Consider the following 23,996-nt stretch of genomic DNA (forward strand, 5'->3'; position numbering starts at 1 on the left):
GCCGGGACCCCGCAGGGCCCCGGCCGCGTAAAACCGCCGATCAGCGCTTCTTCTTCGGCTCCAGCACCTCACGCCCGCCGACGAAGGGGCGCAGGGCCTCCGGGACGCGCACCGAGCCGTCGGACTGCTGGTGGTTCTCCATGATCGCGACGATCCAGCGCGTGGTGGCCAGCGTGCCGTTGAGGGTGGCGGCGATCTGGGGCTTGCCGTTGGGGCCGCGGTAGCGCACGGACAGGCGGCGGGCCTGGAAGGTGGTGCAGTTGGACGTGGACGTCAGCTCGCGGTAGGTCTCCTGCGTGGGCACCCAGGCCTCGCAGTCGAACTTGCGGTGGGCGGACGTGCCGAGGTCGCCGGTGGCCGTGTCGATGACGCGGTAGGGCACCTCGATCTTGGCGAGCATCTGCTCTTCCCAGCCGAGCAGGCGCTGGTGTTCTGCCTCGGCCTCGGCGGGCGTCGTGTAGACGAACATCTCGACCTTGTCGAACTGGTGCACGCGGATGATGCCGCGGGTGTCCTTGCCGTACGAGCCGGCCTCGCGGCGGTAGCACGAAGACCAGCCGGCGTAGCGGCGCGCGCCGTCGCCGAGTTCGAGGATCTCGTCGGCGTGGAAGCCCGCCAGCGGGACCTCGGAGGTGCCGACGAGGTACAGGTCGTCGTCGCGCAGGCGGTAGACCTCCGACGCGTGGGCGCCGAGGAAACCGGTACCGGCCATGATCTCCGGGCGCACGAGCGACGGCGTGATCATCGGCGTGAAGCCGTTTTCCAGCGCCTGCGCGATGGCCATGTTGAGCAGCCCGAGCTGCAGCTGCGCGCCGACGCCGCTGAGGAAGTAGAACCGCGAGCCCGACACCTTCGCGCCGCGCTCCATGTCGACGGCGCCGAGGCCCTCCATGAGGTCCAGGTGGTCACGCGGCTCGAAGTCGAACTTCGTGGGCTCGCCGACGGTCTTGAGCACGGTGAAGTCGTCTTCGCCGCCGACCGGCGCGTCGGGGTGCACCAGGTTCGGCACGGTTCGGAAGAGCTGGTCGAACTCCTCCGACGCCTCCGTCTGCTCGACCTCGGCGGCCTTGACCTGGGCGGACAGGTCCTTGGCGCGTGTGAGCAACGAAGCCTTCTCGTCGGGAGCGGCCTTCGGGACGAGCTTGCTCACGGACTTCTGCTCGGCCCGCAGCTTGTCGGCGTTGGCGATCGCGGAGCGGCGGCGGGAGTCGAAGCCGAGCAGCTTGTCGACCACTCCTTCGTCCTCACCACGGGCACGCTGCGACGCGCGCACGGCTTCCGGGTCTTCGCGCAGAGTCCTGGGGTCAATCACGGAAGAAAGGGTAGTCGCAGGCCAGCAGGTCCCTCGAAGCGGTTTGGGGATTGCGCGGCCCCTTGGTCGTCCACGGACAAACTGTGCGGCCCTCGTCCGAGGACGGAGCAGTCTGATCGTTGTCGCCCGTTTCCGGCGCTGCCCATACTCCGAGGAGGCCGAGACGGATGGAGAACGACATGACCGACGAGCTGCTCGCCCGGCACCGAGCGGTGTTGCCGTCCTGGATGGCGCTGTTCTACGACGAGCCGATCGAGATCGTCCACGCGCAGGACCGGCGCGTCACCGACTCCAACGGCCGCACCTACCTCGACTTCTTCGCCGGCGTGCTCACCAACTCGATGGGCTACGACGTCGCCGAGATCAGCGACGCCGTGCGCAAGCAGCTCGACACCGGCGTGCTGCACACCTCCACGCTGTACCTGATCCGTTCGCAGGTGGAGCTCGCCGAGCGGATCGCCGCGCTGTCCGGCATCCCGGACGCGAAGGTCTTCTTCACCAACTCCGGCAGCGAAGCCAACGACACCGCGCTGATGCTCGCCACGCAGTACCGCGGCAGCAACCAGGTCCTGGCGATGCGCAACTCGTACCACGGCCGTTCCTTCGGCACGATCGCCATCACGGGCAACCGCGGCTGGTCCGCTTCGTCGCTTTCGCCGGTGAAGGTCAACTACGTGCACGGCGGCTACCGCTACCGCAGCCCGTTCCGCGACCTGTCCGACGCGGCCTACATCGACGCCTGCGTGGCCGACCTCGTCGACATCCTCGAAACCGCCACCTCCGGCGACGTCGCCTGCCTGGTCGCCGAGCCGATCCAGGGCGTCGGCGGCTTCTCGCTCCCGCCGGACGGGCTGTTCAAGGCCATGAAGGAGGTGCTGGATTCGTACGGGATCCTGTTCGTCTCCGACGAGGTCCAGACCGGCTGGGGCCGCACGGGCTCGCACTTCTGGGGCATCCAGTCCCACGACGTCGTGCCCGACCTCATGACCTTCGCGAAGGGCCTGGGCAACGGCCTGGCCATCGGCGGCGTCGTCGGCCGCGGCGACGTGGTGGACGCCATCAACGCCCAGTCCATCTCGACCTTCGGCGGCAACCCCGTCGCCATGGCCGGCGCGACCGCGGTGCTGGACTACATCAAGGACCACGACCTGCAGGCCAACTGCGCGGCCCGGGGTTCGCAGCTCTTGTCCGGCCTGCGCGCCGTTGAGAATCCCCTGATCGGCGAGGTCCGCGGCAAGGGCCTGATGGTCGGCATCGAACTCGTCGAGCCCGGCACCACGACCCCGCACCCGGCGGCCGCCAAGCAGATGCTGGAGGAAACCCGCGCCCGCGGCCTCCTCATCGGCAAGGGCGGGCTGCACAACAACGTCCTCCGCCTGGGTCCGCCGATGACCCTGACGGAAGCCGAGGCTCAGGAAGGGTTGGCCATCCTGGTGGACGCCCTGGCGGCCGCCCACGCCGCAGTCTCCTGACACACGGGCTGTGGACAAGCGGGCAGGCTGTGGACAACCTGCCCGCTTTCCCGGTGCTCACACCCGAAACGGTCGTCCCTCGCCGGTAGCGTGGAAAACGGGGGCTGCTCAGATCCTCTGCTCAGCCGCGCACGAACCGCGCCACCTGCTCCGCCAACTCCTCACCCGCGTCTTCCTGCAGAAAATGCCCCGCCCCCGCGATCACCGGATGCGTTCGACCAGCAGCCCCCGGCATCGTCCGCTGCAGGATCGGCCCCATCGCCCCCGTGATGGGGTCGCCGTCGGAGAACGCGACCAGGAACGGCAAATCCAGCGCCGTCAACGTCTTCCAAGCCGCCCGGTTCGCGTCCGAAGCCGGGTTGTCCGGCCGATACGGCACCAAGCCCGGCATAGCCCGCGGCCCGGCCTTGTACATCTCGTTCGGGAACGGCGCGTCGTACGCCGCGCGGACCGAATCGGACAACACAGACCGGCACCCCGACTGGATGAACCGCGCGATGTCCAGCACCTGCGCGTTCTCCACCGCCGATCGGAACTGGTGCCACACCTCAGGCATGTCCTGATCACCCGTCGGCAGCCCGGTGTTCGCCGCGACAACCCCGGCGAACCGCGAGGCGTTCTCCGCCACCAGCCGCAGCCCGATCAGCCCGCCCCAGTCCTGGCCGACCAGGGTCACGTCACGCAAGTCCAACGCGTCGAAGGCGAACCCCCGCATCCACGACACGTGCCGCGCATACGTGTGGTCCACGATGTCGCCCGGTTTGTCCGAGCGGCCGAATCCGACGAGGTCCGGCGCGATCGCACGCAGGCCAGCGGAGGCGAGAACCGGCAGCATCTTGCGGTACAGATACGACCAGCTGGGCTCGCCGTGCAGGAGCAGCACGGGCGGTCCGTCGGCCGGGCCGGCCTCGACGTACCCGACTCTGATCAGGCCACCGTCGGGATCGGCGAGCTCCGCGTACTGCGGCTCGTAGGGGAACTCGGGCAGGTCCGCGAACCGGTCTTCCGGCGTCCTGAGCAGTCGCACGGTTCCACGCTAGTGGGAACCGGACCGCAAAGCAGTACTCAGGAAATACCGACCGCCACCACGAGGCCCAGCGCGAGGTGCGCGGCGGCAACGACGATGCTCGCCGGCGCGAACTTCTCGCTCTCGATCGTGGAGCCGACGTCGATGCGGGTGGCCCACTCGAGCAGCCGCACGGCGATCACCTGCACGATGATGCCGAGCAGGCCGTAGACCAGCGACGTGATCAGGCCCTCGGTGAGGTCGTTCGCCGAGTTGAAGATCGCGACGACCACGATGAACGCCATCGACAGCAGCCCGGACGCGGTCACGATCACCGCGTTGGGCAGCCCGCGGTGCACGAGCTGCGAGAGCTTGCCCGGGGTCGTCCAGTCGATCGCCCAGAAGCCGGCGAACATCAGCAGCAGGCCGACGACGCCGTACAACAGGATCGCGCCCATCCCGCGCAGGAGGTCGGAGCCGAACGTGTCGGACAGCGCAAGGGTCGTGGTCACAGGGGTCTCCCAGAACGATCAGAGCTAACCGTGCAGATCAGGCGGGGAGGTTGTATCACGACTCGGGGATGCGGTGCGGGACGAACGCGGCACCGTCGTCGGTGACCAGCCCGCTCGTCTCGCGGATCCCCAGCCCCGCGGACGAGTCCCCGACGATCCACGCGCCGAGCGCCGGCCGGAAGCCGTCGAACTCGGGCAGCGGGTCGAACGCCTGGTAGACGTAGCCCTCGGCGCCGTAGACGCCGTCGGTCTGCGTCTCGTAGCCGGTGGCCACGATCTGCACGTTGGCGCCCTCACGGCCCAGCTTCGGCTTGCGCACGTACTCCGTGAGCAGGCCCGGGTCGTCGGTGAACGCGGGCAGCAGGTTCGGGTGCCCGGGGTAGTTCTCCCACAGCACGGCCAGCAGCGCCTTGTTCGAGAGCAGCATCTTCCACAGCGGCTCGACCCACAGCGTGCGCGGCATCGTCTCCACGGCGAAGCGGCCGAACTCCTCGTCGACCACCCACTCCCACGGGTAGAGCTTCACGACCGTGGACATCTGGGCCTCTTCGAGGTCCACGAACCGCTTGAGCACCGGGTCCCAGCCGATCTCCTCGATCGAGAGCCCCACGGTGTCGAGCCCGGCCTCCGCGGCCGTCTCCTGCAGGTATGCGGTGGTCACGTGGTCTTCACCGGAGGGATCGGCCGAGGACCACGTGAAATGCAGCTCGTTCGACGGCAGCTTGTCGCCGATCTCGCGCCAGCGCTCGACGAGCTTCTCGTGGATGGAGTTCCACTGGTCGTCGTTCTCGAAGACGGTCGTCTTCCAGTGCCACTGCAGCACCGACGCCTCGAGCAGCGTGGTGGGCGTGTCCGCGTTGTACTCCAGCAGCTTGGCCGGCGACTTGCCGTCGTAGCGCAGGTCGAAGCGACCGTAGACGTGCGGGTCCTGCCGCTTCCACGACTCGGCGATGTGCGGCCAGACCCACTCCGGGATGCCGAACCGCCGATAGCCCTCGGTGGTGACGACGTTGTCCACGGCCTCCAGGCACATGGAGTGCAGCAGCTCGACGTCGGCTTCGAGCGAGAGGACCTCGTCCATGTCGAAGACGTAATGCACGGACTCGTCCCAGTACGGGCGCGCCTTGCCGGCGCCGTCTCGTGCCGGGGTGCCGTAGACGAGGCCCTGCTCCTCGACGATCCGCTGCCAGTCGCGCCGCGGCTCGGACCTGTCCCGGTACACCTACGAGCCCCCGCTCTTGCCGGTGCCGCCCGTGCCGCCGGACGTGCCCGTCTTGCCACTGATGCCGAAACCGCCGCGTTGCACCGATTTGCCCGACTTCGTCGAAACGTTCGTGTTCCCGGACGGCGCGGTGAAGGTGCCGCCGGCCACCCGCTGCCCGACGGTGCCGGTGCCGCCGTAGTTGTAGCGGTAGCTGTTGAAGCCACCGCCCACGAGCGGGATGATCCAGAAACCGCCGCTCTGGTAGCCGTGCTGGCTGGTGACGTAGCTCTCGTCGCAGAACTGGTCGTTCTGGATCACGCCGTTGGCGTCCGTGCACACGGCGGTCTCGTTGGTCGGCTTCGCGACCGTGTAGAACGTCGCCACGAGCCCGGCCAGGCCCACGGTCACGCCGCTGCCGATGAGGATCTTGCGCTTGGTCGCGGCCTTCTGGTCGGCCTTGCGCGCGGCCTCGGCGGCCTCGGCCTCCTGGCGTTCCTGGTCGGCGATCGCCTGCCGGCGAGCCCGCTGCTCGGCGAGCGAGGGCTCCTTCGGCGTCGTGCCCTCGTTCTGGAACCGCATCGAGCCGCGCTGGGTCGGCTCCGTTGGCGGCTCTTGGGGTGGCTGGGCCCCGTTGCTGTCGTCCTGCGTCATCTGCGCTCCGTAATCCCCCGCACCGCGAAGTCTCTTCCCACACTAACGACCCGGGACGCGCACGGCTCGTGCGGCGCGGGCATCATGGGTATCGATGTCTCCCGACGCCGAGCGGTTCCGCTCGCCCCTGCAGACCCTGACCACCCGCGTGGTGATGACCGGGGTGTTCCTGGGCGCCGTGATCGCACTGGGGCTGTCGGTCGCGTTCTCGTGGACGGACTCCTTCGCGGGAGGGGCCGGTGGCGGTGAGGGCAAGCTGTCGGCCGCGGCCCAGGAAGCGTTCCAGTCACCCCCGGGCAGCTGCCTGACCTGGAACGCACCGGACGCGTCCGACGTGCGCAAGGTCCCCTGCACCCAGTCGCACCTGTTCGAGGTGACGGGCCTGGCCGACATCGGCGCGCAGTACAACGCCGAGGCGCCGTTCCCGAACCTCGACCAGTGGCAGCAGATCGCGCAGACGAAGTGCAACGCCGACGTGACGCCGTACCTCGGGCACGCGCTCGACCCGTACGGAAAGCTCACCACCAACCTGCTGCGCCCCAGCGCCGACCAGTGGGCCGACGGCGACCGCCAGCTCCGCTGCGGCCTCCAGTGGGCCGGCCCCGGCGGCGGCCTGCAGCCCACCACCGGCCAGGCGAAGACGCAGGACCAGTCGGCCGTGTGGGCGCCTGGCACCTGCCTGGCGCTGGCGGGCAAGGGCGTCGGCGACCCGATCGACTGCGGTCGCCCCCACTCGTACGAGATCATCGCGACGCTCGACCTGGCCACGCAGTTCAAGGACGGCTACCCGGACCAGGACAAGCAGAACAAGTGGCTCGACACTGAGTGCAACAAGGCCGCCGACGACTACACCGGCAAGGCCGACCTCAGCGCCAAGAAACTCATCCTCGGCTGGGACCTGCGCGAGCAGGAAAGCTGGGACGCCGGCTCCACCAAGGTCAACTGCAAGGTCGCCGCCACCCTCGGCGACGGCAGCGGCTTCGTGGCCGTCACCGGCAGCGTCAAGGACAACGCCGGCCAGCCCGACGCCGCCGGCCCACCCGCCGACAACGGCGGCGGCCAGAGCAGCTCCCCACCCAGCACCACCGGGTCCCGCTGACATGCCGGTGGAGATGACCCGTGCGCGCTTCGAGGAGCTCGTGTCCGAGGCTTTGGACCAGGTCCCACCCAAGTTCGCCGACGCGATGGACAACGTCGTCGTCCTGGTCGAAGAGTTCAACGACGAGTCCCCCACGATCCTGGGGCTCTACCACGGCGTCGCCCTCACCCGCCGCACCACGAACTACGGCGGCGTCCTGCCCGACCGCATCTCCATCTACCGCCGCCCCATCCTGTGGATGTGCTCCACGGAGGCCGAGGTCGTCGAGCAGGTCCTCATCACCGTCATGCACGAACTGGGCCACCACTTCGGCCTCGACGACGACCGCCTCCACGAACTCGGCTGGGGCTGAGCGCACGCTTGCCGGCGACGCCAGATGACGAATCAGCTTCAACACCCGAACTACTCCATCGAGAGCAGTGCCCACCGGCGGTTTTGGTGCTGAAATAGCACATCACCCGGCCGCCGGGAGGACGTGAATGACTGCTCTCGACACCCCGCCCCTACCGGACGACGACCGGCAAAACCCAGCCGCCGACACGACCGACACCGCCGACAACCCGGCCCCGGCCGAAAAATCCCGAAGACCCCTGGTCCTGGCCGCCGCCGCAGGATTCGCCATCGGAATCCTGATCACCGGCCTCCTCTGGGGCCTCTCCAGCCAACGCGGCGGTGCGAACGTCGACGCGGCAGCCGCCTGCGACGCCTTCAACCGCGCCGGCCACCTCCCCGACACGACGGGCGGCTACGACCCCACCGCCTTCACCCGCCTGGCCGACGACGCGGCCCACCGCATCGCCGCGGCCTACGAGCTGGCCCAGGCCGCAGCCGCCTTCGACGGCCAATACCAACCCCTGGCGCAGAGCCTTGCCGGCGTCAACGGAATGGTCCTGTCCGGCCGCTTCGACAGCCAATCCGGACAGGACGACATCATCCGCGTCCAACAACTCTGCGCCAGGGGCTAAAACCTCAAGCCCGCCGCACCGTCTTCACCGCGAGCTGGAAGCCCGGCAGCTTGCCGCCGGCGCAGCCCGTGCCCGGGTCGGGCAGGAACTTCGACGCCGTCTCCTGCGGCAGGTACACGCGCAGGCCCTTCACCGACGTCGGCTTGCACACCGCCGGGTCGAAGTTCGCCGCCTGCGCGAACTGCACGTCCGCTGCAGCCGACTGGCCCGGCTGCAGCTTGATGGCGTCGCCCTTCGTCCCCTCGCGGAACGCGGCATCGCCGACCTGGTGCCCGTCGTCGCCGGCCACGTAGGAGACGCCGGGGAAGCCCTGGATCGTGCAGGCCTTGCTGCTGGAGTTCTTGATCAGGATCGGCCGGTAGACCGAGCCCGCGCCCGCGTCGCCCTGCCCGAGCGAAAGCGTGACGTCGCCGGCCTTGCAGAGGCCGTTGTTCACCGGCTGGCCGGTCGCCGGCGGGCTGTCCGAAGAGGACTCCGACGAGCTGGCGGTGGGCGCCGGCGACGTGTCGGAAGTGCTGGCCGAAGTGTCCGAACTGGGCGTGTTGCTCGCGGTCGGCGTGGTTCCGCTACCACAAGCCGACAGCAGCAGGGCGCCGGACGCGCCCAGCGCAGCAAGAAAGACCAAGGGAATTCGTGGTTTTGTCATGCTTACCATCTCAGTTGCCTCCCCGTGCTGGGTAACCACCGTTCAGTGGACGTGCGACCTCCGCACCGGGTTGCGCCGGCATCGTGAACTCTTCACCAGACGGAAGGCGATCATGACGGGCTTTTCTCACCAGGCATGGCAACACACGGTGAAACTACAACACGCCATGTCGGTCCACCCGTTCAACGAAGAGCTCGCGACCGGCACTTTGTCGCGCGAGCGATTCCAGTTCTACCTGGTCCAGGACGCGCGGTACCTCGTCGGCTTCGGCCGCGCGCTGGCCGCCGCGGCGGCCAAGGCGCCGGAGGTCGACGACGTCGCCTTCCTGGCCGGAGCGGCGCGCGAAGCCATCGTGATCGAGCGCGAGATGCACGAGAGTTACTTCAAGTGGTTCCGGCTTTCGGAGATCGATCTGGCCGACATCGAGACGTCGCCGACGTGCGTCGCGTACTCGTCGTTCCTGCTGGCCACGGCCCACACGGGCAGCTACGGCGAGCTCCTCGCGGCGCTGCTGCCGTGCTTCTGGGTGTACCAGAGCGTGGGCGCCGGAATCCTCACGCGGCAGACGCCCGAAACCGACAATCCGTACCGGCCGTGGATCGACACCTACGCGGGCGACGAGTTCGAAGCGACCGTCCGCACGGGCCGCGACGCCCTCGACCGCGCCGCCGACGCCGCGGGTGAGGCGACGCGCGAAAAAATGCTCGCCGCTTTCACCCGGGCGTGTGAGTACGAGTGGATGTTCTGGGACAGCGCGTACCGCCAGGAAGGCTGGCCCACTGCCGCAATGCGGTAATTTTGGTCTCGGCTCCGCCGAGACGCGCAAGATCGCTTTGAGCCGATTTCTTCCCTCCCGATGTGATCGGCCCAAGGGGCCGATCACATCGCTCAGTCCAGAAACCGGCGCGATCTCGCGCTGGTGGCTGATAGAGAGCGCCGGGCTACAACGGCGTGTCGACCCAGGTAAGGCATCGCCAGCCGTCGGGCTGAGACTCCAGCTCCACGACGCCCGTGTTCGGGATGAGCGCACTGCTTGCCAGGTCGCCGGGCACGTTGGCGGCCAGGAACTCCGCGCCGAGCCGGATCGCGCCGCCGTGGCTGACCAGCACGACGATGCCGTCCGGGTCGGTCTGCTCGTGCTTCGCCCGCAGGTCGTCAGCGGCGCCGACCATGCGGGCCCGCACCTGGGCGCCCGACTCGCCGCCAGGGATGGCGACGTCCAGGTCGCCTTCGGTCCAGCGTTTGGCCGTCTCGAGGTAGGTCCGGATCGACTCGGCGTCGGTGGCGCCCTCGAGGTCGCCCGCGTCGACCTCCTTCACGCCCTCGATCACCTGCACCTCGAGGCCGAGCACCTCGGCCAGCGGCGCGGCCGTCTGCTGCGCGCGCGTTGCCTGCGACGCGTACACGGCCACGATCGGCTCCGCGGCGAGCCGGCCCGCGAGCGCCTTCGCCTGCTCCTGCCCCAGCTCGGTGAGCGGCGGACCGGGCAGCGCTGTGTCGAGCGCGCCCCGCACATTGCCGTCGGTCTGGCCGTGGCGGACGAGGAACAGTCTCACGCGCCTTCTCCCTTCAACACGGCGTCGACCCAGGCCTGGGCGTCGACGAAGTCCTGGTTGCCCGCGCCGGCCTCGACGGTGGCGGCGACATCGTCGGCCCGCGGGTGCGAGCCGAGGAAGCGCAGGTGGCAGCGGCGGCGCAGCGCGGCCATCGCGTCGACGATCCGCGGCTCGGCCACGTGCCCCTCGAAGTCGATGAAAAAGCGGTACTCGCCGAAGTTGTTGCGGGTCGGGCGCGCGTCGAGGCGCGTGAGGTTGATGCCGCGGCTCGCGAGCTCGGCGAGCAGCTCGGCCAGCGTGCCGGTGCGGTTCACGGCCGCCGCGACGATCGACGTGCGGTCGGCGCCTGTCGGCTCGGGCAGCTCGCCGGGGCGGCGGACCAGCAGGAAGCGCGTCTGCGCGTCGTGGACGTCGGCGACGCCCGTGGCCAGCTCCTCCAGCGCGTAGTGCTCGATGGCGACCGGTGCGGACACGGCCGCGTCGTAGGTGCCCTCGACCACGCCGACGGCGGCCGACGCCGTGGACGAGGAGGCCACCACGGTCGCGCCGGGCAGGTTCGCCTCGAGCCACTCCCGCACCTGTGCGAGGGCGTGCGGGTGGCTCGCAACAGTGCGGATCTCGCCGCCACCCGGACGCGTCAGCACGCTGAAGTGGATGGGCAGGATGGTCTCCGCGACGGCGACCAGGGGGTCTCCGTCGCTGAGGCCGTCGAGCGTCGTCGGCACGACGCCCTCGACGGAGTTCTCGATCGGTACGCACGCAGCGTCGGCAGCGCCTTCGCGGACGGCCGTGAGCGCCAGCCGGACGGTCTCGTAGGGAGTCAGGTCCTCGCCCGGCGCGAGCGCACGGGCGGCCTGTTCGGTGAACGTGCCCTGAGGGCCGAAATACGCGATCCGCAACACGACCGCCAGGCTACTTACAACACACGTGGCGGTTTTCACTCGGACATCCGGTCCGCCAACCGGTTACGCCGGGTGGCTTTTTTTGCCATGCTTGAACCGTGACCGCCGAATCGGGCACACACACCGGGCGCGAGGACATCGGCCCGCCGGTTTCGTCCCGGACGCCGGAACTCGTGTTGTGCGCCGTCGATGAACCGCTCGCCGCCGCGTGGACCCACGCCCTCGGCCGCCTCGAAACCGAGGCCGCCACGGTCCGGGTGCACCGTGGGTCGGTGCTGGACGTCGTCGCCCAGGCCGTGGTGAGCCCCGCCAACTCCTACGGCTGGATGCGCGGCGGGATCGACGCCGTCTACGCGCTGGCGTTCCCGGGCGTCGAGCAGAGCGTGCGCAGCGCGGTCTTGGCTTCGTACGGCGGAGAACTGCCCATCGGCGAGGCCGTGATCGTGCCCACGGGCGAGGCCGAACCGGCGTGGCTGATCAGCGCGCCGACCATGCGCGCGCCCGGCGAACGGCTACCTGCGGACACCGTGCACCCGTACCTCGCGGCGCGCGCGGTGTTCCTGCAGTGGCAGCACGGGAAGCTCGAGGAAGGGCCGGTGCGCGAGGCCGTGGACACCATCGCGATGCCCGGCTTGGGCACCGGCGTCGGCGGCGTCGACCCGGCCACGTGCGCGCGCCAGGTGGCCGCGGCGTGGGTGGAAGTCTTCGGCCGCCGTCGTAACCCTCGGTGACCGCGTAGGCAACGGTTCGGGCCGCGTGCAGCACATCACAGCGCGTTCACGGGCGGTAGGCCCTACCGTTGATGGAGCGTTACTCGCAAGGTAGTGCCCAGTACGGAGCCAGCGCAGGCGACGGCCGAGGAGTGTGCGATGCCACGGGTCCGTGAACTCAGTCCCTACGTCGAGCTTCACCGGGAACAGTGGCGGGAGCTGCGCAGCTCGACCCCACTGCCCCTGACCGCCGATGAGCTGGTTCGGCTGCGGGGTCTCGGCGAGCAGATCGACCTGGCCGAGGTGGCCGACGTCTACCTGCCGCTGTCGAGACTGATCAACCTGCAGGTCAAAGCCCGGCAACAGCTGTACGAAGCCACCACCACGTTCCTCGGCGAAGAGTGCGTCAGCACGAAGGTGCCGTACGTGATCGGCGTCGCCGGCAGCGTCGCGGTCGGCAAGTCGACCACGGCCCGCATCCTGCGCACGCTGCTCGCCCGCTGGCCGGACCACCCGCGCGTGGACCTCGTGACCACCGACGGGTTCCTGTACTCGCGCGACGAGCTGACCCGCCGCGGCATCATGCACCGCAAGGGCTTCCCGGAAAGCTACGACCGGCGTGCCCTGCTGCGCTTCGTCACCGAGGTGAAATCCGGCGCCGAGCGCGTGTCGGCGCCCGTGTACTCGCACCTCGCGTACGACATCCTGCCCGGCGAGGAACAGGTCGTGGAGCGCCCGGACATCCTCATCATCGAGGGGCTGAACGTCCTGCAGCCCGGCCCGCGCCTGACCGTCTCGGACCTGTTCGACTTCTCCATCTACGTCGACGCGCACACCGACGACATCGAACGCTGGTACGTCGAGCGCTTCCTCAAGCTCCGCCACACCGCGTTCTCCGACCCGGCTTCGCACTTCCACCACTTCGCCGGCCTGGACGACGACGAGGCCCGTGAGGAAGCCCGCCACCTGTGGCGCACGATCAACGAACCGAACCTCATGGAGAACATCAAACCGACCCGCCCTCGGGCCACGCTGGTGCTCCGCAAGGACGCCGACCACTCCATCAACCGCGTGCGCCTGCGCAAGCTCTGACGGCTTCAGGGTCAGCCCTGCGGGTGGCCCGTCCTTCGGCGCGTCGATGGCTTGTTCGGCGGCTTTGTCGGCGGCTTTGTCACCCACATAGCCCTCACCTGCCCCACACCCTCACCCTCCGCCCCCCGACCTCGGCCGATCGGCCAGTTCGGGGGGCGGCTTCGTAACCAGTTGGCCGATACCGGGCGAGCCTCGTGAAAGCGACCCTGAACAGAAGGGAAATTCGCACCTGACCTGGGAAGGAGGCCCCCGATGTTCTCCATCGTCCTCACGTGGATCGGCGCAGTACTCGGACTGGCCCTCTTCGTCGCCATGGCCGCCAGCACCTTCCTGGTCGACCTGGACGAAGCCATCCGCGAACGCCGCCGCAAGGCCGCCACCGCAGCCGCCACCGTCCCCGTCCCCGCAGTCCCTGGCCAAACCCCAACGGCATAAACAACAAAGCCCCAGCCACACCGGCCGGGGCTTTCTTTTATGCTTTTCGCTTTTCCCACCACACAACCGCACCAGATCTACACACTCACCAGCGCACCCAGACCCGGCCCTGCACCTCGATCCCCGCTTTCCACGCGGTCTGGACTATTTGTCAAGGTACTCTTTCCCGCCTTGACAAATAGTCCAGACCGTAGTGAAACTAAAAAATCGGGGTGCTCCACGCGCTACCCCCAACGCAATGGTGCGCTCCGCGCGCCGAGCCGCGACAACGGCTATTCAACCGCAGTCAACGCCTCCCGATACCCTTCCAAATCATAATCCAACCGATCCTCATCCTCAGCCTCTTCCAGCTGCCCCTCCAGCACAGAGACCAACTCCCCCAAAACCTCTTCCCTCGTCAACCCCTTCTCGATCAACTTCTGGGCCGCCACCCAAACCTCTTCAGGCGAGTCCTCCCAAAGCTGATCCACCACCGACGTCTCCAACGCCAGCCTCAACCCATCAGCACCATCGAACTCGTCATTCGCCAACGATTCGTGATACTCCGGATGCCCACCGATAACCAGCATCCGCCGCTGCTCCGGGTCCGACGGATCCAAATCCGTCAGCTCCTCGTCCCCGATCACCGTGGACAACTCCGGCACAGCAAACCGTCGCCGCTCCACAACCCCCAAAACCTCTTCGGCAGATTCCGTCCCGTCCAGATAATCCGAAACCTCATCCTCTTCGGACTCATCTTCATCGGACAGGTATTCCGCCAAGTACTCCTTCACGTCTTCAACGAGAGCAGCCGAAGCAACCTCCGACAACCCGCCCCGAGCCGCGGCCCAAGAAGCCCACGCCAGCACCACCGGCGGCACGAGATCCTCGTCCTCGACCTCGTACTCCCCACCCAGCAACGACTCCAGGAACCGCGCCAGCTTCTCCGGCCCGACGCGCAGCGGATCCGCCGGCTCCGTCCGGCACCCGTGGTCCACCAGCAGCCGCGCCACCGACCGCGCCGCCTCGACGTCGGCGAACGAAACCTCCCCGAGGAACTCCTCCACGATCGCGTCGCGCCGCGCGTCCGGCCACTCCTCGACACCCCGGCCGGCTGACGGCGCCGGCAACGCCCGCAGCCACGCCATCGCCACGGCGTGGAAGCGCGTGTAGTCCTCGCCGACGTCGGGCTCGTCCATGCCGTCGGTCGCGGCGATGCCGTCGAGCAACAGGCGGTGCGCGTCGGCCGGCTCGACCTTCTCGAGGACCACGAGCTCGCCGTCGTCGGCGATCTGCGTGCGCATCTCGGCCAGGACTTCGTGCGGCTCGTCGATCACCACGAGGTCGCGCACGCGGCCGAGCTCGGTGAAGTCGAGCAGCGCCAGCAGGCCGAGCGTCGCGTCGCCGCGGGAGAACGTGCACAGCAGCGAGGACTCGTCGCCGTAGACGTCGCCGGTCCGCCAGATGTCACCGACGGTCACGCGGCCGACCTCACCGGCCCACTCGGGCTCGGGGATGCCGCGCGAGAGCACCACGGCGAGCGCCTCGGCGGCCGCCGAGCGCTCCTCCTCGGTCTCGGCCAGCACCTTCAGCGCGGCCAGCAGTGCCGCCGCGCCGGGCGTGATCTTGCGCTGCGCGAACGCGATGAGCTCCAGGCCCAGCTGCTCGCCGCCCTCGGGCTCGCCCTCGATCGCGAGGTCCCACCACTGCCCGACCACCTCGGAGGCGAGGAGCTCGACGTCGAACGGGACGGGCTCCGCCGCGACGGCGGAGAAGTCCCGGAGGACGTCCTTGAACAGGCCGTTCACGCTGGGCGTGGCGGGCTGGGGGGTCTTCTTGCGGGCGCGGCTCACCGGACTCATGCGGAACATCGTTGCATCGCTGGTGCGGGCGCGGATCCGCGGGACGCGCGGCCGCGGTGGCCCCGGGCGCGGTATCCGCGACCGGCCAGGGAGCCGGCTGCGAAGAGGGACCACCGCGACGTCGCGGAGAAGAGCTACGTGCGAGGTGTTTCAGCTGGTCAACGAGTCAGGCGCCGGAAGGTTACGCGGTTTCGGCAACGCGATCCGAGCCGCGCGCACTTCCGCGATCAGCCGCGTCTTGCGCCGGTGAACGTTCACCAAGTCGGCCAGGTACCCCGTGAACTCCTCCGCCGTGCCGGCGCGTTTGTGCAGCGTGCGCAGCTTCTTCAGGTGCTTCGCCGCTTCGCGGTAGGCCTGCGGGTCCTTCTGCTCGATGAGCTGCTCGACCTGGCTGCGGTAGACCGGAATCGTCTCGGCCGGGTGCGCGACCTCGCGCGACGCGGCCAGCTCCACACGCAACGCCAGCGACCCACCGAAGCGCACGCACGCGCGCCACGCCTCGTCGGGCCGATCCTCGGCGAGCAGCGCCCGGGCGAGCTCTTCGGCGCCTTCTTCACTGTCGGCCGCGCGCTCCCTCAGCCGCGCGAGGGCCGCGACGCGCTGCACCGACCACACGCCCGCTTCGACGGCCGCCTCGCGCAACGCCGTGTACGTGACGTTGCCCGGCGCCTCGTCGAACTCCTTGCGGCGCAAGGCGACCGTCTCGTCTTCCGGCTCGGGGAGGGTTTGGTGGAGGTTCTGGTGGAGGTTTTGGTGCGTTTTGTGCGGAGTGAGCGCGCGGGCCGCATGCGCGATGGCCTCGCTGTGCCGCCCGGCCGCCCGCAGCACCCGCACGATCTTCAGGCTCACATCCACCCGCGGCGGCTTGGCGGAGAGGATCGCGACCAGCGCGTCCACGTCCCCGCGCACTTCGGCGAGCTCCTCCAGCATGCGCTCCGCGACGTCCCGGCGGTACCCCGTCGGCCCGGCTGTCAGTATTTCGTCCACAGTAGACTTGATCCGCTCAAGTCCCTTTTCCCCCAACGCCTCGGCGAAATCCGCCAGCGCGATCGTCGGCCTTCCGGGCCCGTCGAACTCCACTTCCAGCAGCCACTCGGCCAACTGCTCGACGTCCGGCGGCCGAGCAACACACGCCCGCGCGTACAACTCGACGGCGAAGTCCAGCTTGTCCCCGAGGTCACCGAACGGATCCCCGGACTGCTCCAACACTTCACCGATGTCATCCACGGTCCGCCGCGCGAGCGGCGCCAGGTCCGCCGGACTGCCCGCGTCGAGCAACCGCTCCAAGGTGTCCAGCACGGCGCCCACCTTGGCCGTGTACTCGACGTTGCCGTCCTGCACCGCCGTGTCCAACAGCCGATGCGCCTCAGCCACCTCACCCGATTGAGTGGCGCACCGCAGTTCCAGCGAATGCCGTAACTCAGGGTCACGCCGCGCCTGGGCGTACAGCAGGTCCGCCAGCGTTTCCGCGTCCAACGTACGCAGGTAGGACCGCAGATCCGGGGGAGCACTCACGCGCACCAGTCTGCCGCATGCCGTTCGCCGCGCGTGTGGGCCAACTGCGTGCTCTTTCCGGCCCAACCGGGCACCGCGGGTGACCTGTGGTTCTCGTCGTTTGGTGCTCTGGCGGGCCGGCGTTTGGGGGCTCGGTGCGGCACTGTCTCGCGGGTTGGTTGGGCGCCGTCCGACCGGCCCCGCGAGTTGGCTCGGCGCCGTCGCGACCGGCCCCCTGGGTTGGTTGGGCGGCGTCGCGACCGATCCCCCGGGTCGGCTGGGCGCTATCGCGGCCGATCCCGCCACCCGACCGCGGATCGGGCCGACGCCATCGCGACCCATCCCGTGGCCGGCCTCGCACACCCTCGCCACAGGTCGGATCGGCGCCGCTTCGATTCGATGCCGCGGCCCGGCCCTGCGCCACCATGCGGATCGGTGCGGATCGGTTCGACGCCGTCCCGGGCCGGCTCGCTTGCTCTGCCGCAGCCTTGCATTGCCAAGGCATCGGCGCGTGCCCCGTCACCACGGCACGGATGCCACGCCGCGGACCCAGGACTATGCCGTGCCTGCGCTCAGCGGGACGCCGCGCCGCTTCGTGCTGCCGCGGCCCTGTGCCGCGGCGCTGAGCGTTGCCGCAGCTCCGCGCTTCGCTCGGGCTCCAGGGATTGCTGCGCCACCGTGCTCCGCCGCAGTTCCGAGCGTTGCCGCGACTCCGTCTCCTGCCCGATCCCAAGCTCCACCTCGGCCTGCCGCAGCTCCGCGGCTTTCCGCGCCACTGCTGCCCGCCCCAGTGCGAGCCGCCGCGGGTCCGTGAGCCAGTCGGCGAGCCGAATCGCCACCGCCATCACCACGCCGGCGAACACCACGATCGCCGCCCCGCCGGCGAGCGCCCCGCCCAGAGTCCGGTGAGCGTGATAAACCGTCATCTGCACCGCGAAGTTGTTCTGCTGCGCGAAGAGCTCCCCCAACCCACGTCCCGCAACCGCCGTCGCCGCGCGCCACGTCGGCATCGCGACCGGCAGCGGCGCCGCGTCGGCGAAGGCGTTCTCGACCGCCGTCAGCGTGCTCCAGTCCTCTCCGCGAACGAGCGCTTCGTACCGCTCCCGACCACTCTGCGTGAGCCTGCCCGCCGCGCTCGCGAGCGTCGTCCGGTACCCGCCCACCGCGTCCGTGAAGAGCCGCCGCGTGGTCCCATCGAGCCCCGCCAGCGCGAGAGAATCCGCTCGGTACAAACCTTCGGTCGCCACCAGCAGATCCACGGCCGTGTTCTGCTGGTACGCCGTCTCCGCATCCGGCGCCGCACGGGTGAGCTCTCGCAGGCCGGCGAGGGCGTCGTCGATACGCTGCGTATAGCTGACGTACTCAGCCAGCCGGTCGCCCGCGAGCAGCGCGTTGCCCCGCCGCTCCTGCAACCCCACCACGGTTCGCGTCACGTCGTTCGACGCCCGCGCCGTCTCATCCGCCAGCCCGCGCACGCGATTCGCCTGCTGCACCAGGAAAATCCCAATCACCAACGCCACCAGCACCAGCGCCGCACCGGGCACGAACGCGATCAGGACCACGCGCCTGCGCAGGTACTCCACGGCCCTTCCTTCCGCTTTTCCCCAACCCGGCCAACCACGCTAGGGAAACCACGGCGCGAGGGTCAACGCAAGTCCGCCATACGGCCGTTAGCCCACCGTGACCGCCGTGGTACGCAATCTCCCGTGACTCTCGACGCGCTCACCCAACGCCTCCGCGACTTCGCCTCCGCCCGCGACTGGGAACCGTTCCACCACCCGAAGAACCTCGTCATGGCCCTCTCCGGCGAAGTCGGCGAGCTCATCTCCCTCTTCCAGTGGCTCACCCCAGAAGAGGCCCGCGAATACCGGTCCGACCCGACCCTGACCACCAACGTCCGCGACGAAATCGCCGACGTCCTCCTCTACCTGATCCAACTCGCAGACACCCTGGACATCGACCTCCTCGAAGTGGGCAACGCGAAGGTCGACCGCAACGAGACCCGCTTCCCGCCCGTGCAGCGCTGATCAGCCGGCGCGGCTCGTCGACGGTCTGCTCGTCGTCACCACCTGCTGCGCCGGCTGTGTCTCGGGCGGGCGCAGGAACGCGACCAGCAGCAGAGCCGCGACGGCCACCACCAAGGCCGCGAACACGACGATCCGCATCAGGCCGGCCGGTGGCGCAGGCAGAGGACCAGCCCGGCGGACGCAGCAGCCGCGATCAACGCACCCGCGGCGACCAGGAACGAATATTCGCCAAATGGGGATATCGACGTTTCCAGAATTGCGCCCACCGGATTTCCCGGTTCCGCCTGCGCTACGGCAGAGGCGACCACGATGAGCCCCGCGACCAGGGCGAACGGACCAATTACACGGCGAAAGCGAGCCAACAGGAAAACCTTCCGAAGAGTCCGGCGAAGCGATGTCGGGCATATCGCCGTGCCGCCGGAACCGTTACGGATCAATTCCGAACGATTTCCCGCGGCAACCTGATCGGGTGCATCCGGTGATTTTCCGCCGCGCCGCCATCCCGCCGACAACGCGCCCCGACGTGTCCTCGGGCACCAGCACCGGCAACGGCCGCCCCGAAGCCGTAACCTCGGGGTATGCCGATCCAGGTGCTGCTCGTCGACGACCACGAACTGGTCCGCCGCGGCCTGCGCGACCTGTTGGGCGACGAGGCGGACATCGAGGTGGTCGCCGAGGCCGGGGGCGTCGAGGAGGCGCTGGCCGTCGCGATGCACGTGGAGCCGGACGTCGCGGTGGTCGACGTCCGCCTCGGCGACGGCGACGGCATCACCCTGTGCCGCGAGCTGCGCTCCAAGCCCAACCCGCCGGCCTGCCTCATGCTCACCGCCTTCGACGACGAGGAGGCCATGGTCGGCGCGATCATGGCGGGCGCGGCGGGCTATCTGCTCAAGCAGGTGCGTGGCCAGGACGTGGTCAACGCCGTCCGCGAGGTCGCCGCCGGCCACTCCCTGCTCGACCCCGTCTCCACGGCCCGCGTGCTCGATAAACTGCGCCACCCGCCCACCGACGACCTCGCCGCCCTCACCGACCGCGAGCGCGACGTCCTGGAGCTCATCGGCCAGGGCATGTCCAACCGCGAAATCGCCGAACGCCTCTTCCTGGCCGAAAAAACGGTCAAGAACTACGTCACCTCGGTCCTCGCCAAGCTCGGCATGCAACGCCGCACCCAAGCCGCCGCCTGGATCGCCCGCCGCGGCAAGTGATGCCCGAAAACGCATACCCCCCCCCGTCGTTCCGGCCGAAAGTCCCCGCCGATCCGGCGTATGACCACTGGCTGACCTACCGCGTCGAACGCCGGATCCTCGTGGTGACGCGCACGGTCACCACCGTGACGCGGCTGCTGGACATCCTGTCGCTGCTGGAAGACGACCACCGCGTGCAGGTCGTGTTCACGTTCGACGACCGGCGGCGAGCGGTGTTCGGCGCGGGCCTGGCGGAGTTCCTGGCCGGGCTCGAGGCGCTCGTCCTGCCGTGGGACCAGGCCTTGGCGACCACCTTCGACCTGGCCATCGCCGCGAGCGAGAACGACGACCTGGCCGAGCTGAAGTGCCCGGTGCTGCTCGTGCCGCACGGGATCGGGCACCAGAAGTACTACCCGCGCACGAAAACGATCTCCGGGCTCAACCCCGAGCGCCTGCACGGTGATCGCCTCCGGATCGGGCTCTCCCACGGCAACCAGCTGAGCCACGTCCCCGAACATCGCCGGCGGGCCGTCGTGATCGGGGATCCGTGCCACGACCGGATGCTGGCCAGCGTCCACCGCGTGCCGCACTTCAGGCGGGTGCTGGGTGCCGCGGACCGCACGCACGTCGTGCTGGCGTCGACGTGGGGACCGCAGTCGCTGATCGGCTCGGATCCGCAGCTGCCGCACCGGTTTCTGGCCGAACTGCCGCTCGACGAGTACCGCGTGAGCCTCGTGCTGCACCCCGGCGTGTGGTCGGCGCACAGCGCGTTGCAGGTGCGCGCTGTCCTGGCGTCCGCGAGACGCAGTGGGCTCGCGGTGATCCCCCCGCAACGTGGCTGGCAGGCGACGGTCCTATCGGCCGGCTGTGTGGTCTCCGACTGCGGTTCGATGCCGCTGTACGCCACAGCTGCCGGTGTGCCCGTGGTGATGGCGAGCCCGGTCGCCGACACCGTCGTGGCCGGTTCGCCGCTCGCCGATCTGGTGGCGCGGGCGCCGCGGCTGGACGAACGCCCGCTCGCCGACCAGCTGGCGGCCGCGATCACGAACGGTCCCATCGACGGTCCGGCCGCCGAAGCTGTCGAGTACCCGGGCAAGTGCGCGGAGCTCCTTCGAGCGCTGTTGTACGACCTCCTGGACCTGCCGGAACCCGCGCGCCCCGCCGCGTTTCCGCCGGTCGACGACCCCACACCGGAGTTCCAGACGCCGGCCGCGCTGCGCGTGAGCGTCCAGGCCGACGGTGCTGACCTGGTCGTTCGCCGCTTTCCCGCCGCCGTCCCCCAGCTGGGTGGGCCACTGCCGGGCCAGCACGTCGTCGCCCACGCCGAACTCGCCACCCTCGCCGAACTCGAGGGTGCGGCCGTCGTCCACCACGAGCTGGGTCGCGACTTCGCCGGCTGGGCCGCCGACACCGCACGACGTCGCCCGAACGCCCGGCTCTTCGCCGAAACCGCACCCGGCTTGTGTCGCGTGTGGACGGACGGGGTGACCACCGACCTCCGCACCACCGCGGACGTCGATCCGCTGCTGCTGGCGTCAGCGGCCCAGTGGCGCACGGTGCGGCGCCTGCCGTTGACGGATCTGCGGGTACGCGTCGGCGACCGGACGATCTGATTACGCGGGCAAGCCGTACCAAAGCTTGTGGTACAGGCGTTCCCGCCGCGGGTGCCGCGACGCCTCGTACCGCTGCCACACGCCGGACCAGTGCTGACGCGCGAGGTCGTGGCCGCCGGCGCGCCACGCGGCGTCGCCGATCGCTTCGCCGAACTCCAGGTCGTACTGGTTGCTGCCGGCGCCGTTGGCCAGCCGCCACGCTTCCGGAAGCAGTGCGAGCGCGTCGGCCGGCCGGCGCGTCTCGGCGAACACCTTCGCCCGCACGAGCCAGACCTGCGCCCGGTCACGGTCGTGCCTGGCGAGGGTGTGGTTTTCGGCTTCGTGCAGCAACTCCAGCGCTTCCGGGAACTGCTTCAGGGAGACGAGGACGTTGGCCAGCATTCGGGCGTGCAGGCCGCGGCCGCGGTGCGGTCCGCCGCCGGCGCTGAGGCCGCGGGTGATCTCAAGCGCGGCGCGGTAGCACGTCTCGGCCTCGGCGAGCTGCCCCTGTTCGCGGTGGAACAGACCACGGAACTCCAGCACCGACGCCGAAAGTTCCGGGTTCGGCTCCGGTAGTTTCAGCATGGCGTCGTTCGCCCGCTCGAACGCGCGCGCCGCTCGGTCGAACTCACCGACCAGCGAGAGGATCCGCCCGTACATGCTGATCATCCGGGCTTCGAGCGCCGGCGCCGGGTTGGTCCTGAGCCCGCGGTCGAGGATCGCTTCGAGGTCCCGGTGCAGCCCGCGGTGGAGGCCGACGACCTCGATCGCGCCGCAGATCTGCGTGAGCTCGCGGTGGAAGCCGGCGTCGAGTGCGGCGCCGGCCAGGGCCCGGTACGTCGGGAGCTCGGCCACGAGCCAGTCGACCTCATGCCGTTCGAAATCGTGGATTTCGGTGCCAGGAGGGAGATTCGTGTCGTAGAGGCGCAGCCGCTCCGGGCCCGATTTCTGGAAATCGGCCTGCACGGCGCGTGAAGCGTAGAAGCGGACGAGCCGGGCGAACGCTTCTTCGGTCCCGCTCGTGTTCCCGGTCCGGCGCACGGCCTGGCGAGCCTGGCTGCCGAGCCGCAGCCGACCGTCCGCGTCCCTGGTCACGAACACTTGTGCGTGCAGTTCGGCTAGCAGCGCCGGGACCTGGGACTTCGGCCGCCCGGAGATCGCCACCGCGACTTCGTTCGTAAAGCTCGGTCCGGGAAACACCGTGAGCAGCCGGCACAGCTCGGCGGCGCCGTCGGACAGCCCCGCCAGCGCCTCGTCGTACGCGTGGCTCACGGGTCCGAGCGAGCCGCCGCCCTCGAGCTCGGTCGCGACGGCCGCCAGTGGCCGAGGCGTCACCGCGGCGAAAGACCGCACTCGGTTCGCGGCCACGACCAGTGCCGCGGGGACACGGTCGCACTGGGCCAGGAGTTTCTGCGCGCCTTCGGGATCGCTGTGCACGAGCTGCTGCGAACAGATCGCTTCGAGCAGCTGCCGGTCGGCGCCGTCCTCGAGCTGGCCGAGCGGGACGGGCGCGAAGCGGAGGAGAAAGTCGTCTTCCGGGGCCGACGTCAGGGCCAGCACCAGGCTCATCGGCGCCGCCGGGACGAGACCGTTGAGCTCTTCGGCGCTTTCGACGTCGTCGAAGACCACGAGCAGTCGCAGGGGCTGGAGCACCTCGTCGTACTGGACGGCGAGGTCGTCGTCGGCCGTGCTGAGCACCTCGATGCCCAGGTGGGACAGGATGAACGCCTTGATCCGGTTGCGGCCCAGCGATCCGCCCGGGCCGTCGCGGAAGTCGGCGAGGTTCACCAGCAGGGCACCGTCGGGGTAGGAAGACTTGCTGTGCACCGCGAAGTGCTCGGCCGCGGCGGTCTTGCCGATGCCGGACGGGCCGGTCAACAGAGCGGTGCCGGTGCGGCCGCTCAGCGGCTGCCATACCGCGACCCGGTCGACGAACAGCGGCGACCGGGGGACGATCCACGGCGGGTTCCCGGTTGTCGTCAGGTCCACTTCGGCCAGAGCTTTGAGCTGGTGGATGGCCTCGGGGTTCTCGGCGAGAAGCCGCTCCACGGCCTTCTCGAGCGCGGCGGGATCGTTGCTCAGCCGGCGGGTCAGGCGGCCCCACAGGTACTCGCCGACCTTGCTGCCGACGGTGAACGCCAGCCCGACGGATTGCTTGACGAACTCGGCGACCAGCACGTCGTCGCTCACGTATCTCCCCCTCATGAGTCCTGCGGTCCACGCTAGCAGCGGGCGCGAAGGCCGTCTCTGTCCGTGAAAGGGCTGGTCTGCACCAGAACCAGCCGAGTGGCCGATG

General features: G+C 69.5%; 25 protein-coding genes. 11 read left to right on the forward strand and 14 right to left on the reverse strand.

Going from position 1 to position 23,996, the window contains the following annotated elements; genetic code table 11:
* Positions 1–40: 40 nt before the first annotated feature.
* Positions 41–1,312, reverse strand: coding sequence for a serine--tRNA ligase (serS, locus tag AB0H62_RS05815; RefSeq protein WP_220245585.1), 1,272 nt, complete (start codon positions 1,310–1,312; stop codon positions 41–43).
* Positions 1,313–1,491: 179 nt separating this feature from the next.
* Between serS and AB0H62_RS05820 the strand changes: the two genes are divergently transcribed.
* The gene (locus tag AB0H62_RS05820; RefSeq protein ID WP_360584677.1) at positions 1,492–2,784 is read left to right on the forward strand and encodes an aminotransferase class III-fold pyridoxal phosphate-dependent enzyme; all 1,293 of its coding nucleotides are present in this window, start codon (positions 1,492–1,494) and stop codon (positions 2,782–2,784) included.
* 121 nt (positions 2,785–2,905) lie between these two features.
* On the opposite strand, the gene AB0H62_RS05825 is transcribed toward AB0H62_RS05820, so the two are convergent.
* The 4 genes from AB0H62_RS05825 to AB0H62_RS05840 are packed head-to-tail and all read right to left on the reverse strand — an operon-like array spanning position 2,906 to position 6,085.
* Positions 2,906–3,811: a haloalkane dehalogenase gene (locus AB0H62_RS05825; protein WP_360584354.1), complete on the reverse strand. Its 906-nt coding sequence runs from the start codon at positions 3,809–3,811 to the stop codon at positions 2,906–2,908.
* Between the two features lie 38 nt (positions 3,812–3,849).
* Positions 3,850–4,302 carry a DUF350 domain-containing protein gene (locus AB0H62_RS05830; protein ID WP_220245583.1) on the reverse strand — a complete coding sequence of 151 codons (453 nt, stop codon included), beginning with the start codon at positions 4,300–4,302 and terminating at the stop codon, positions 3,850–3,852.
* Between the two features lie 55 nt (positions 4,303–4,357).
* The gene (locus AB0H62_RS05835) at positions 4,358–5,524 is read right to left on the reverse strand and encodes a glutathionylspermidine synthase family protein (RefSeq protein WP_220245582.1); all 1,167 of its coding nucleotides are present in this window, start codon (positions 5,522–5,524) and stop codon (positions 4,358–4,360) included.
* Positions 5,525–6,085 carry a hypothetical protein gene (locus AB0H62_RS05840; protein ID WP_220247284.1) on the reverse strand — a complete coding sequence of 187 codons (561 nt, stop codon included), beginning with the start codon at positions 6,083–6,085 and terminating at the stop codon, positions 5,525–5,527.
* Positions 6,086–6,251: 166 nt separating this feature from the next.
* Between AB0H62_RS05840 and AB0H62_RS05845 the strand changes: the two genes are divergently transcribed.
* From AB0H62_RS05845 to AB0H62_RS05855, 3 genes are all read left to right on the forward strand, one after another.
* Positions 6,252–7,256 carry a septum formation family protein gene (locus AB0H62_RS05845; RefSeq protein ID WP_220245581.1) on the forward strand — a complete coding sequence of 335 codons (1,005 nt, stop codon included), beginning with the start codon at positions 6,252–6,254 and terminating at the stop codon, positions 7,254–7,256.
* Between the two features lies 1 nt (position 7,257).
* On the forward strand, positions 7,258–7,608 hold the full coding sequence (locus AB0H62_RS05850) for a metallopeptidase family protein (protein WP_220245580.1): 351 nt from the start codon (positions 7,258–7,260) through the stop codon (positions 7,606–7,608).
* Positions 7,609–7,735: 127 nt separating this feature from the next.
* On the forward strand, positions 7,736–8,221 hold the full coding sequence (locus AB0H62_RS05855; protein ID WP_360584357.1) for a hypothetical protein: 486 nt from the start codon (positions 7,736–7,738) through the stop codon (positions 8,219–8,221).
* A 4-nt stretch (positions 8,222–8,225) separates the two neighbouring features.
* On the opposite strand, the gene AB0H62_RS05860 is transcribed toward AB0H62_RS05855, so the two are convergent.
* A complete protein-coding gene (locus AB0H62_RS05860) occupies positions 8,226–8,867 on the reverse strand; it encodes a DUF4232 domain-containing protein (protein WP_360584359.1) in 642 nt (213 codons plus the stop codon).
* Positions 8,868–9,033: 166 nt separating this feature from the next.
* On the opposite strand from AB0H62_RS05860, the gene tenA reads away from it, so the two are divergent.
* Positions 9,034–9,663 (forward strand): thiaminase II, encoded by a 630-nt coding sequence (gene tenA / locus AB0H62_RS05865; RefSeq protein WP_360584361.1) that lies wholly within the window; start codon positions 9,034–9,036, stop codon positions 9,661–9,663.
* Positions 9,664–9,808: 145 nt separating this feature from the next.
* Here the strand turns inward: tenA and AB0H62_RS05870 are convergent, their stop codons facing one another.
* The gene (locus AB0H62_RS05870; RefSeq protein WP_220245576.1) at positions 9,809–10,423 is read right to left on the reverse strand and encodes a histidine phosphatase family protein; all 615 of its coding nucleotides are present in this window, start codon (positions 10,421–10,423) and stop codon (positions 9,809–9,811) included.
* Positions 10,420–11,325, reverse strand: a complete 906-nt coding sequence (gene pheA, locus AB0H62_RS05875) for a prephenate dehydratase (protein WP_220245575.1) — start codon at positions 11,323–11,325, stop codon at positions 10,420–10,422. The genes AB0H62_RS05870 and pheA overlap by 4 nt, the downstream gene beginning before the upstream one ends.
* 98 nt (positions 11,326–11,423) lie before the next feature.
* Here pheA and AB0H62_RS05880 point away from each other — a divergent pair, with 98 nt between their 5' ends.
* The 3 genes from AB0H62_RS05880 (at position 11,424) to AB0H62_RS05890 (ending at position 13,562) form a co-directional block, all read left to right on the forward strand.
* A complete protein-coding gene (locus AB0H62_RS05880; RefSeq protein WP_220245574.1) occupies positions 11,424–12,056 on the forward strand; it encodes a macro domain-containing protein in 633 nt (210 codons plus the stop codon).
* Between the two features lie 138 nt (positions 12,057–12,194).
* Positions 12,195–13,127, forward strand: coding sequence for a type I pantothenate kinase (gene coaA, locus AB0H62_RS05885; protein WP_220245573.1), 933 nt, complete (start codon positions 12,195–12,197; stop codon positions 13,125–13,127).
* A gap of 252 nt (positions 13,128–13,379) precedes the next feature.
* On the forward strand, positions 13,380–13,562 hold the full coding sequence (locus AB0H62_RS05890; protein WP_220245572.1) for a hypothetical protein: 183 nt from the start codon (positions 13,380–13,382) through the stop codon (positions 13,560–13,562).
* A gap of 272 nt (positions 13,563–13,834) precedes the next feature.
* Here AB0H62_RS05890 and AB0H62_RS05895 read toward each other — a convergent pair whose 3' ends face one another.
* The 3 genes from AB0H62_RS05895 to AB0H62_RS05905 all read right to left on the reverse strand — a co-directional run bounded on the left by AB0H62_RS05895 (position 13,835) and on the right by AB0H62_RS05905 (position 18,480).
* On the reverse strand, positions 13,835–15,403 hold the full coding sequence (locus tag AB0H62_RS05895) for a hypothetical protein (RefSeq protein WP_360584365.1): 1,569 nt from the start codon (positions 15,401–15,403) through the stop codon (positions 13,835–13,837).
* Between the two features lie 150 nt (positions 15,404–15,553).
* Entirely contained in the window at positions 15,554–16,918 is a 1,365-nt protein-coding gene (locus tag AB0H62_RS05900; RefSeq protein ID WP_255638581.1) for a hypothetical protein, read from the reverse strand.
* Between the two features lie 551 nt (positions 16,919–17,469).
* Complete coding sequence (locus AB0H62_RS05905; RefSeq protein WP_220245570.1) at positions 17,470–18,480, reverse strand: nitrate- and nitrite sensing domain-containing protein; 1,011 nt, start codon at positions 18,478–18,480, stop codon at positions 17,470–17,472.
* A gap of 123 nt (positions 18,481–18,603) precedes the next feature.
* Here AB0H62_RS05905 and AB0H62_RS05910 point away from each other — a divergent pair, with 123 nt between their 5' ends.
* Positions 18,604–18,924: a nucleotide pyrophosphohydrolase gene (locus AB0H62_RS05910; protein ID WP_220245569.1), complete on the forward strand. Its 321-nt coding sequence runs from the start codon at positions 18,604–18,606 to the stop codon at positions 18,922–18,924.
* Here AB0H62_RS05910 and AB0H62_RS05915 read toward each other — a convergent pair whose 3' ends face one another.
* Together AB0H62_RS05915 and AB0H62_RS05920 are read right to left on the reverse strand one after the other, a co-directional pair.
* Complete coding sequence (locus AB0H62_RS05915) at positions 18,925–19,062, reverse strand: hypothetical protein (protein WP_220245568.1); 138 nt, start codon at positions 19,060–19,062, stop codon at positions 18,925–18,927.
* Positions 19,062–19,436, reverse strand: a complete 375-nt coding sequence (locus tag AB0H62_RS05920) for a hypothetical protein (RefSeq protein ID WP_360584368.1) — start codon at positions 19,434–19,436, stop codon at positions 19,062–19,064. The genes AB0H62_RS05915 and AB0H62_RS05920 overlap by 1 nt, the downstream gene beginning before the upstream one ends.
* A 66-nt stretch (positions 19,437–19,502) precedes the next feature.
* Here AB0H62_RS05920 and AB0H62_RS05925 point away from each other — a divergent pair, with 66 nt between their 5' ends.
* Together AB0H62_RS05925 and AB0H62_RS05930 are read left to right on the forward strand one after the other, a co-directional pair.
* Positions 19,503–20,129: a response regulator transcription factor gene (locus tag AB0H62_RS05925; protein ID WP_220245566.1), complete on the forward strand. Its 627-nt coding sequence runs from the start codon at positions 19,503–19,505 to the stop codon at positions 20,127–20,129.
* Positions 20,129–21,721 carry a hypothetical protein gene (locus AB0H62_RS05930; RefSeq protein ID WP_360584370.1) on the forward strand — a complete coding sequence of 531 codons (1,593 nt, stop codon included), beginning with the start codon at positions 20,129–20,131 and terminating at the stop codon, positions 21,719–21,721. Before AB0H62_RS05925 ends, AB0H62_RS05930 begins: the two co-directional genes overlap by 1 nt.
* Here AB0H62_RS05930 and AB0H62_RS05935 read toward each other — a convergent pair whose 3' ends face one another.
* Positions 21,722–23,890, reverse strand: coding sequence for a tetratricopeptide repeat protein (locus AB0H62_RS05935; protein ID WP_360584372.1), 2,169 nt, complete (start codon positions 23,888–23,890; stop codon positions 21,722–21,724).
* Between the last annotated feature and the right edge of the window lie 106 nt (positions 23,891–23,996).

The organism is Amycolatopsis sp. NPDC050768 (assembly GCF_040654155.1).
Taxonomy (GTDB): Bacteria; Actinomycetota; Actinomycetes; order Mycobacteriales; family Pseudonocardiaceae; genus Amycolatopsis.

Bases quoted from the DNA above. Each gene is read 5' to 3' on its own strand.
- AB0H62_RS05820 (WP_360584677.1), top strand. From the start codon at position 1,492: ATGACCGACGAGCTGCTCGCCCGGCACCGAGCGGTGTTGCCGTCCTGG.
- AB0H62_RS05840 (WP_220247284.1), bottom strand. From the start codon at position 6,085: ATGCGGTTCCAGAACGAGGGCACGACGCCGAAGGAGCCCTCGCTCGCC.
- AB0H62_RS05845 (WP_220245581.1), top strand. From the start codon at position 6,252: ATGTCTCCCGACGCCGAGCGGTTCCGCTCGCCCCTGCAGACCCTGACC.
- AB0H62_RS05850 (WP_220245580.1), top strand. From the start codon at position 7,258: ATGCCGGTGGAGATGACCCGTGCGCGCTTCGAGGAGCTCGTGTCCGAG.
- AB0H62_RS05855 (WP_360584357.1), top strand. From the start codon at position 7,736: ATGACTGCTCTCGACACCCCGCCCCTACCGGACGACGACCGGCAAAAC.
- AB0H62_RS05860 (WP_360584359.1), bottom strand. From the start codon at position 8,867: ATGACAAAACCACGAATTCCCTTGGTCTTTCTTGCTGCGCTGGGCGCG.
- tenA (WP_360584361.1), top strand. From the start codon at position 9,034: ATGTCGGTCCACCCGTTCAACGAAGAGCTCGCGACCGGCACTTTGTCG.
- coaA (WP_220245573.1), top strand. From the start codon at position 12,195: ATGCCACGGGTCCGTGAACTCAGTCCCTACGTCGAGCTTCACCGGGAA.
- AB0H62_RS05890 (WP_220245572.1), top strand. From the start codon at position 13,380: ATGTTCTCCATCGTCCTCACGTGGATCGGCGCAGTACTCGGACTGGCC.
- AB0H62_RS05895 (WP_360584365.1), bottom strand. From the start codon at position 15,403: ATGAGTCCGGTGAGCCGCGCCCGCAAGAAGACCCCCCAGCCCGCCACG.
- AB0H62_RS05915 (WP_220245568.1), bottom strand. From the start codon at position 19,062: ATGCGGATCGTCGTGTTCGCGGCCTTGGTGGTGGCCGTCGCGGCTCTG.
- AB0H62_RS05925 (WP_220245566.1), top strand. From the start codon at position 19,503: ATGCCGATCCAGGTGCTGCTCGTCGACGACCACGAACTGGTCCGCCGC.
- AB0H62_RS05930 (WP_360584370.1), top strand. From the start codon at position 20,129: ATGCCCGAAAACGCATACCCCCCCCCGTCGTTCCGGCCGAAAGTCCCC.